Source organism: Dactylosporangium siamense (assembly GCF_016862795.1).
Lineage (GTDB): Bacteria > Actinomycetota > Actinomycetes > Mycobacteriales > Micromonosporaceae > Dactylosporangium > Dactylosporangium siamense.
Genome location: NZ_BONQ01000238.1, coordinates 1 through 2,795, shown reverse-complemented (window position 1 = coordinate 2,795; position 2,795 = coordinate 1). Strand labels below are relative to the sequence as shown.

Below are 2,795 nucleotides of genomic sequence, written 5' to 3'. Positions count from 1 at the left end.
GGCCGTCACGCTCAGCAGTCAACCGACATCACCGCGGACGCCGCCGGCGCCGCCGGGGGTGGTTCGGAAGCAAACGGTTCGGGCACCGCCCAGGACCCGGCAGTTACCACGGAGAACGTCTCGCTCGCTGCCCTGTTGAGTGAGGCGAAGTTCACCAACAATCCCGTCGAGGTGGCGCAACGTCGCACCGCGACGGCGCAGACCTTCATCAACCCGTCCGGCACCTACACCACCAAGGAGTTCGCCGCTCCGGTGCGCGTCAAGCAGGACGGCAAGTGGGCCGACATCGACACCACGCTGGTCCGCGACGCGAACGGCGTGGTGCGGCCGAAGGCCACCACCGTCGACGTCAGCTTCTCCGGCGGCGGCAAGGGCGACCTGCTCACGATCAAGGGCATCGGCGGCACGTTCGCGCTGACCTGGCCGACAGCCGTGCCGAAGCCGACCCTCGACGGGCCCAACGCCACCTATGCCGACCTGCTGCCCGGCGTCGACCTGCGGCTCACCGCCCAGCGCGAAGGGTTCAGCAAGGTCTTCGTGGTCAAGAACCGGGCCGCGGCCGACAACCCGGCGCTGCGCAAGCTCACCTTCGGGCTGCGCACCAGCGACCTGAAGATCACCTCGGCGGCGGACGGCGGCTTCAACCTCGTCGACCGCGACGGCAGGTCGGTCCTCATCAGCGACGCACCGATCATGTGGGACGAGCCGGTCATCCCGACCGGGCTGAGCACGTGGGAGGCGGAGCTCGTCGAACCAGCCCACCACGCCACGATGCGCTCGGTGCTCGGCAAGGACCAGCTGTCGATCGAGCCCGACCAGGCGATGCTGGCCCGCACCGACCTCAACTTCCCCGTATACATCGACCCGTCCGGCAACGTCACCAACAACGGCAACTGGACACACATCAACAAGGCCAACGGCGACTCCTCCTACTGGACGACCGACCGGGACCGGGCCAAGGTCGGCTACTCCGGCTACGCCACCACGAAAACGCCGTGGCGGTCCTACTTCCTGTTCGGCGTGAGCAACCTCGCCGGCAAACAGCTCACCAACGCGGCGTTCTCGATCACCCTCGACCACTCCGCCAGCTGCGGCGACACCCAGGTGATGCTGTACGGCACCAACAACGTCAGCTCGGCCGCGTCGGTCACCTGGAACAACTCCAGCGGCAGCAACATCTGGGCGACGCACATCGCCAACGGCTGGGGCCACGCCAACGAGGACACCGGCTGCGGCGGCCAGGCAGCACCCGACATGACGATGTGGATGGGCGGCAACGACTACCCACTGGTCCGCCAGCACATGCAGCGCGCCGCCAACGGCGAGTTCGGCGCCCAGATCACCTTCGGCATCAAAGCCGTCGACGAAAGCCAGAAACTGCAATGGAAGCAGTTCCACCCATGGACCGCAGCCCTGACCTTCGAATACAACACCACCCCCGACGTGCCCCAGGAACTCAACACCGTCCCAGCGACCACGTGCGGCCCGGAGAGCAAACCGACCCGGCTGCCCGCAGCGATGCAGAACACGAAGTTCAGCGCCCTGCTCCTGGACAGCGACGCCAACACCGTCCACGGTGACCTGCAGGTGCTGCTGGGCAACACCGAAACCGTGCAACACAGCACCAGCACCGTCGGCGTGGCCAACGGCTCCGCGATCTCCTGGCCGGCCACCCCGGCCGGGATCCTGACGGCCAACACGGTCTACTCCTACCGGGCCCGCACCGGCGACGGGGTCGGCAACAGCCCATGGAGCAACCGCTGCTACTTCATCATCGACACCACCGGACCGTCGGTGCCGACGATCAGCAGCACCGACTTCCCCGACGGCGACCCGGTCAAGGACGTCGGCCAGACCGGCAGCGTGCTGCTCAAACACGCACCCGCCGACACCGACATCGCCGGCTACGCCTACGGGTTCGCCGCGGACAAACTGACCGGGTGGGTACCCGCCGACAGCACCGGCAACGCCACCATCCCGGTCACCCTGTGGACCGACCCCGACACCGGCTACGCCAGCAGCGAACTGTACGTACGCTCCGAGGACTTCGCCGGCAACCAGAGCATCACCACCACCAACCCGTACCAACTGATGGCGAACGACAACGGTGCCGTGCCGCCGAAGAAACGCGGCGACGTCAACGGCGACGGCAAGGGCGACATCTCAGCGATCATCGACGCCGGCGGCGACCGGCTACGGGCCTGGACACTGACCTCCAACGGCCTCGACGTCGACAACAACCTCGACTTCTCCACCCAGACCGTCGGTTGGGACACCGGCCGCGACGGCTCCTCGTTCGTCACGATGCGCTTCGTCACCGGCGACTTCACCGGCCCCGCCGGAGCGCCGGACGGACTGTCCGACCACGCGCTGTTCCGGCAGGACCCCGACCGGCTGATCCGCATGTACCTGCTGACCGCCCGCGGCAACCGCTTCGACATCCTGCAGGACCCGGTCTGGACCAGCCCGTCCACGCCGGTCGATCCACTGTGGAACATCGCCAACCTGCGGTTCATGCCCGGCGACTTCGACGGCGACGGCAAAGCCGACGTCGCGGCCGCCCGCGGCGACCTGACCGGCAACGGCTCAACCATCTGGGTGTGGAAGCAGAACCCCGGCTCGGCCCAGTACACCGCGACGCAATGGGCGAGCATGCCGGCACTCAACATCACCACCTCCACCCCGGTCGGCGCCGACCTCGACGCCGACGGCGACACCGACGTCACGTTCATGAAGGCCGACGCCGTCGACACCATGTCAGCGCTGGTCTACCAGTCCAACGGAGCCGCGCAGAC

The 2,795-nt window shown here is 67.7% G+C and carries 1 protein-coding gene; it reads left to right on the top strand.

Annotated features, from left to right (window positions below):
• Nucleotides 1-135 precede the first annotated feature (135 nt).
• On the top strand, nucleotides 136-2,795 hold a 2,660-nt coding region (locus Dsi01nite_RS56655; protein ID WP_203854845.1), incomplete at its 3' end, for an FG-GAP repeat domain-containing protein.